Genomic DNA, 6,072 nt, shown 5'->3' with positions numbered 1-6,072 from the left:
TGGCGTCCGTCATCATCGCCATGATCGTCGGCGTGCCGTTCGGCCTGTTGTCCGGCTACTTCGGCGGCTGGGTGGATAGTTCGATTTCCCGCGTTACCGAAGCGCTGCTGGCGATACCCTTCCTGATCCTGGCGATCGCGCTGGCGGCCTTCCTGGGACCCAGCCTGATCAATGCCATGATCGCCATCGGGGTCTCGGCCGCGCCCAAGTTCGTACGGCTGGCGCGCGGCCAGGTGCTGGCGGTCAAGAACGAGGACTACGTCGCCAGCGCCAGGGCCCTGGGCGCGTCGGATACCCGCATCATCCTGCGGCATATCCTGCCCAACATCATGCCGCCGCTGATCGTCCAGGCCACGATCACCATCGCCACGGCGATCATCGCCGAGGCCAGCCTGTCCTTCCTGGGCCTGGGCCTGCAGCCGCCCAATCCGTCCTGGGGTTCCATGCTGAATACGGCCAAGAATTTCATGACGCAGGCACCGTGGATGTCGATTTTCCCGGGTTCCGCCATTTTCCTGGCGGTACTCGGTTTCAACCTGCTGGGCGACGGTTTGCGCGACGCCCTCGATCCGCGCCAGGAGAAGTAAGCGCAATGGAAGCGATGGAACCCAACCGCGTCGTTGACGTCAACGACCTGACCGTGCGCTTCAAGACGCACGACCGCACCGTCGAAGCCGTGCGCAATGTGTCTTTCCACGTCGATCGCGGCGAAACGCTGGCCATCGTCGGCGAGTCCGGATCCGGCAAGTCGGTGACGTCGCTGGCGCTGATGCGCCTGGTCGAGTACGGCGGCGGCAAAATCGTCAACGGTTCGATTCGCCTGCGTCGCCGCGGCGGCGATGTGCTGGACATGACGGCCGCCGACGAGGGCACGCTGCAACGCGTGCGCGGCGCCGATGTGGCCATGATCTTCCAGGAACCGATGACGTCGCTGAACCCCAGCTTTACGGCAGGGGTGCAGATCGCCGAAGCCTTGCGGCTGCATCAGGGGCTGGACGCCGCGGGCGCGCGCGCGGAAACGCTGCGCATGCTGGAACGGGTCCGCATTCCGGAAGCCAAATCGGTGCTGGACCGCTATCCGCACCAGCTGTCCGGGGGCATGCGCCAACGCGTCATGATCGCCATGGCGCTATCGTGCAAGCCGCAATTGCTGATCGCCGACGAGCCGACCACGGCGCTGGACGTGACCATCCAGGCGCAGATCCTGCAACTGATCCGCCAGCTGCAGGAAGAAATGAACATGGGCGTGATCTTCATCACGCACGACATGGGCGTGGTGGCCGAAGTCGCCGACCGCGTGCTCGTGATGTACCGCGGCGACAAGGTGGAAGAGGGCGGCTCCGACGAGGTCTTCGCCGAGCCGCGCCATGCCTACACGCGCGCGCTGCTGTCGGCGGTGCCGCGCCTGGGTGCCATGCATGGCACCGACGAACCGGCGCCGTTTCCCTTGCTGACCGTAAGCGATGCGCAGCACGGGCAGACCCAACCGGCGCCCGATGTCCGCGTCACGGAAAGCACCGTGCGCCGGGAAAACGGGCCGGTGCTGAAGGTGCGCGACCTGGTCACGCGCTACGACATCGCCGGCGGAATCCTGGGGCGTGTGCAACGGCGCGTGCATGCGGTGGAGAAGGTCAGCTTCGATCTCTATCCCGGCGAAACCTTGTCGCTGGTGGGCGAATCGGGATGCGGCAAGACCACTACCGGGCGTTCGCTGCTGCAGCTGGTGCACAGCCAGGGCGGCACGATCGAGTTCGACGGACGCAATATCGGCGCGCTGCGCGGCGCGGCGATGCAGACCCTGCGGCGGCACATCCAGTTCATCTTCCAGGATCCCTTCGGGTCGCTGGATCCGCGCATGACGGTGGGCGATTCCATCATGGAACCGCTGCTGATCCATGGGGTCGCCAAGGGCTCGCAGGCGCAGGAACGCGTGCGCTGGCTGATGGACAAGTGTGGCCTGGTGCCGGAGATGATCGGCCGCTACCCGCACGAGTTTTCCGGCGGACAGCGGCAGCGCGTCTGCATCGCGCGGGCGCTGGCGCTCAACCCCAAGGTGGTGATCGCGGACGAATCGGTGTCGGCGCTGGATGTGTCGATCCAGGCGCAGATCGTCAATCTGCTGCTGGACCTGCAGCGCGAGCTGGGCGTGTCCTTCCTGTTCATCTCCCACGACATGGCGGTAGTCGAACGCGTCAGTCATCGCGTGGCGGTGATGTACCTGGGCCAGATCGTCGAGATCGGCCCGCGCCGGGCGATCTTCGAAAACCCTCAGCACCCGTACACCAGGAAGCTGATGGCGGCGGTACCCATCGCCGACCCGCAGCGCCGGCACCGGCAGCGTTCGCTGCTGGTGGACGAGATCCCCAGCCCGGTGCGCAAGGTCGGCGACGAGCCGGTGGTCGCGCCGCTGGTCGAAGTGTCCAGCGGCCACTTCGTGGCCCGGCATGCGATCGGCGCGTATCCGGCGATGGCGTCGTAGTCCGCGGCCCGGCCCGCGTCCGCTAGGCGCGGGCCATGGCGGCGGCGGGCGCTTCGGCCACCGTTTTGTCGTCGATCGGAAAGTGCAGCAGGGCCGCGAAGACGCCGGCGGCGGCGGTCAATTGCCACAGCAGCGCGTAGGATCCCGTCAGGTCGAAGACCAGGCCACCCAGCCACGCGCCCAGGAAGGACCCCAGCTGGTGGCTCAGGAAGCAGATGCCGAAGAGCGTGCCCAGGTGACGCGTGCCGAATACCTTGGCGACCAGCCCGCTGGTCAACGGCACCGTCCCCAGCCAGGTCAATCCCATGACCGCGGCGAAACACACCACCGATACGGTGCTTTTGGGCAACAGGAAAAACGCCAGGATGGCCGCGCCGCGCACCAGGTACAGCCAGCCCAGCACGTGGTGCTGGCGATAGCGTCCGCCCAGCCAGCCGCAGGCCCAGTTGCCCACCATGTTGAACAGGCCGATCAGGGCCAGCGCGGTGGCGCCCAGGCCCACCGGCATATGGCACAGGAACAGATACTGCGGCAGGTGCGTCGCGATGAAGGCAAGCTGGAAGCCGCAGGTGAAAAAGCCCAGGGTCAGAAGCTGGTAGCCGCGATGACGCGTCGCCAGCGCCACGACCTTGCGCAAGGGCGGGGCCGGCGTCCCCGATGGCATCGGCCCTGCGCCGGGACGCCGGTCAAGCACGATGCCCAGCGGCGCGGCCAGCAGCATCAGGAACGCCAGCGCGTATAGCGCCATCGACAGTCCCGACCATTCCCGCACTGCCTGGGCCAGAGGCACCATCAACACCTGCCCCAGGGATCCGCCCGCGCTTACCCATCCCAACGCCACGCTGCGCTTTTCCGGGGAAGCGATGCGGCCGACGGCGGGCAATACCACGCCGAAGGCCGTGCAGCTGATACCGATGCCGACCAGCAAGCCCATGCCCACCATCAGCCAGGGGCCCGACGGCGCCATGGCGGACAAGGCCAAGCCGGCGGCCATCACCACGCTGCCGAATGCCACCACGCGGGCAGCGCCGTGACGGTCCGCCACGGCGCCGGCGATGGGTTGCGCGAAGCCCCACACCAGGTTGTGCATGGCGATCGCCAGCGCGACCAGCGTGATGGGCAGGCCGCGATCGTAGGAAAACGGCCCGATGAACAGGCCGAAAGTCTGCCGCGTGCCCATTGCTGCGCTCAGGATAAGCGCGCCTGCGGCGATGGTGAATAGCGCGGCATGGCGGGACGGGGTGGATGATCGGTGGGCGGCTTGCATGGCGATGGCTCTCCTCGGCGCCCATCATGGCGAGGAGCCTTGCCTGCCGCAACCGAAAAAATCTCGCCGGCCGATGAAGGGAATTCATCCGTGCCGTCGTTTGGCCCCGGCATCCGCACCGGTGCAAGGCGTAGGCGTGTCCGGGCTGTCGCAGGCCCCGGGCTTCCCGGAATACGCGGACATCTCGTCGAGCAGCCATAGTCGAAAGCCCGCCAGCGCGGGCTCCTGGTCGGCGCCATCGCGCGCGACCAGCCAATAGGCCGTTTCGGCATCGATGGCAGGACCTGCCGGCACCAGCGTACCGGCCGCGATATCGTCATCCACGAGCGGCCGCCTGCCCAGCGCCACGCCCAGGCCCGCCACCGCCGCCTCGAAGGCCAGATCCAGCCGGTCGACCCGCATTGTGCCGGCGGGCTCCATGTTTTCGAGCCCCGTGGCCTGCAACCAGTCCGGCCATTCCTCGCTGGCCGCGGGGACGTGGATCAGGACGGCTCGCCGCAGATCGGCGTCGCCGCCGGGCCCGCGCAGGCTATCCCGGTAGGCCGGACTGCACAGCGGTACCAGGCGCTCGGCGAAAAGCCGCGTCCACGCCGGGCCGGCCGCCGCGGTGCGGCTCATGCGTATGGCGAAATCGAAGCCATCGGCGGGAAAGCCTGCCTGGCGCGGCGAGGTATCCAGCGACACGTCGACATCGGGCCAGCGCGCGCGGAACGCCGCGAGGCGCGGCACCAGCCAGCGCGAAGCGAACGTGGGCGCGCACGTCAGGGACAAGCCTGGCCTGGCGCCTGGCGCCGGCAGCCGCCGCGTGCCCACCGCGAGCACCGCGAGGGCCTCGGAGACGTAGGCCAGGTAATCCGCGCCGGCCGGTGTCAGCGAGAGACCGCGCGGGCCGCGGTCGAAGAGCTGTACCCCCAGGTATTCCTCCAGGCCGGCGATGCCGTGGCTGACGGCGCTGGGCGTGACCTTCAGTTCGGCGGCGGCAAGCCTGAAGCTCTGCAGCCGCCCGGCGGCTTCGAAGAAGCGTAGCGGTGACAAAGGCGGAAGACGCAATGGCATGGCGGGACGGATGCGAACGATGCAGGAAAAGCGGGAGCCGCTTCATGGCGGTATGATGCCTGGCTTTGGCGGCGACGACGAACACCCATGGCATTACGCGCGACAATCTACAAGGCCGACCTGAATGTAGCGGATAACGACCGCCGCTATTACGGCAGCCATGCCGTCACCGTGGCCCGGCATCCGTCGGAGACCGACGAGCGCATGATGGTGCGCATCCTGGCCTATGCGCTGAACGCCGACGAGGCGCTGGCTTTCACGAAAGGCTTGAGCGAAACCGACGAGCCCGACGTATGGCGCAAGGACCTGACCGGCGCCATCGAACTGTGGATCGAAGTCGGCCAGCCCGACGAACGCCGCATCCTGAAGGCCTGCGGCCGGGCGGAACAGGTGCTGATTTATTGCTACGGCGGCCATGCCAGCCAGATATGGTGGGAAGGCGTGCGCGACCGCGTCGCGCGAGCGCGCAACCTGAAAGTGATCAATCTGCCTGCGCAGGAAGCGCAGGCCTTGGGCGCGCTGGCCGAGCGCACCATGTCGCTGGACCTGAACGTGCAGGACGGCGAAATCTTCGTCACGTCGGACGCCGGCAGCGTCGTCGTCGTGCCGGAGACCTGGCGCGAATAGTCGTGGCCGGGCAGTGCCCGAAATAGCCGGGATATCTTCCTTTTTTCCACGCCTTGGGGCGCTGTCGCGCGCGGCTATGATCCTGGCCATTGCACAGCATGCCGACGGCAGCCATCCGTAGGGATCGGCTCCACGCCGTCGACCGCCATGAGGAGATGGGAATGAGCGATATCGGAGTGCTCGGCGCGGGAAATACTGCAGCGAATCCGCTGGATGCGCATCGACAGGCCGCGGCGAATGCGAATGGCTCCGGCTCGGAGTTCGGCGATATCCTCGGCCAGGCTGCCAGCGGCCAGGCCGGCCCTGGCGCCACGTCTGCATCGTCGGGAGAATCGGCACGCCACGGCATGGCCGATCCCGCCCGCTGGGCGGCCGCGCATGGCGCACCCGCCGGCAGTCCCGCGGCCAAATCCCAAGCGGCCGACCAGCTGTCCGACTACCTGTCCATGCCGCTGGGCAAGCGCATGTTCTATATGATGCTGGCCAGCATGGGCATCAGCAAGGAACAGTACGACGCGATGTCGCCGGAAGACAAGGCGAAGGTGGCGGAACAGATCGCGCAGCGGCTGAAGGACAACGCTGAATCGCAGAAGCAGGTCGCCGCGCACAAGAACGAGCCGGCCGTCGCGATCTGAGGCCGGCC

At 67.5% G+C, this 6,072-nt stretch carries 6 protein-coding genes; 4 read left to right on the top strand and 2 right to left on the bottom strand.

What is annotated here, in order from left to right; all coding sequences use genetic code 11:
• Positions 1-587: ABC transporter permease (locus ACO1P8_RS09770; protein WP_486295692.1), on the top strand; the 587-nt coding region annotated here is incomplete at its 5' end.
• 14 nt (positions 588-601) lie between these two features.
• Entirely contained in the window at positions 602-2,479 is a 1,878-nt protein-coding gene (locus ACO1P8_RS09765) for a dipeptide ABC transporter ATP-binding protein (RefSeq protein ID WP_486295696.1), read from the top strand.
• Positions 2,480-2,501: 22 nt separating this feature from the next.
• Here ACO1P8_RS09765 and ACO1P8_RS09760 read toward each other — a convergent pair whose 3' ends face one another.
• On the bottom strand, positions 2,502-3,746 hold the full coding sequence (locus tag ACO1P8_RS09760; protein ID WP_486295691.1) for an MFS transporter: 1,245 nt from the start codon (positions 3,744-3,746) through the stop codon (positions 2,502-2,504).
• Between the two features lie 84 nt (positions 3,747-3,830).
• Positions 3,831-4,802 (bottom strand): LysR substrate-binding domain-containing protein, encoded by a 972-nt coding sequence (locus ACO1P8_RS09755; protein ID WP_486295690.1) that lies wholly within the window; start codon positions 4,800-4,802, stop codon positions 3,831-3,833.
• Positions 4,803-4,889: 87 nt separating this feature from the next.
• Here ACO1P8_RS09755 and ACO1P8_RS09750 point away from each other — a divergent pair, with 87 nt between their 5' ends.
• Positions 4,890-5,429, top strand: coding sequence for a YaeQ family protein (locus ACO1P8_RS09750; protein ID WP_486295689.1), 540 nt, complete (start codon positions 4,890-4,892; stop codon positions 5,427-5,429).
• A 161-nt stretch (positions 5,430-5,590) separates the two neighbouring features.
• On the top strand, positions 5,591-6,064 hold the full coding sequence (locus ACO1P8_RS09745; protein ID WP_486295688.1) for a hypothetical protein: 474 nt from the start codon (positions 5,591-5,593) through the stop codon (positions 6,062-6,064).
• Positions 6,065-6,072 lie beyond the last annotated feature (8 nt).

This window comes from Bordetella sp. (genome assembly GCF_057362025.1).
The sequence above is the reverse complement of the archived record's forward strand: the minus strand, read 5'-3'. Positions and strand labels throughout refer to the sequence as shown.

Bases quoted from the DNA above. Each gene is read 5' to 3' on its own strand.
- ACO1P8_RS09765 (WP_486295696.1), top strand. From the start codon at position 602: ATGGAACCCAACCGCGTCGTTGACGTCAACGACCTGACCGTGCGCTTC.
- ACO1P8_RS09760 (WP_486295691.1), bottom strand. From the start codon at position 3,746: ATGCAAGCCGCCCACCGATCATCCACCCCGTCCCGCCATGCCGCGCTA.
- ACO1P8_RS09755 (WP_486295690.1), bottom strand. From the start codon at position 4,802: ATGCCATTGCGTCTTCCGCCTTTGTCACCGCTACGCTTCTTCGAAGCC.
- ACO1P8_RS09750 (WP_486295689.1), top strand. From the start codon at position 4,890: ATGGCATTACGCGCGACAATCTACAAGGCCGACCTGAATGTAGCGGAT.
- ACO1P8_RS09745 (WP_486295688.1), top strand. From the start codon at position 5,591: ATGAGCGATATCGGAGTGCTCGGCGCGGGAAATACTGCAGCGAATCCG.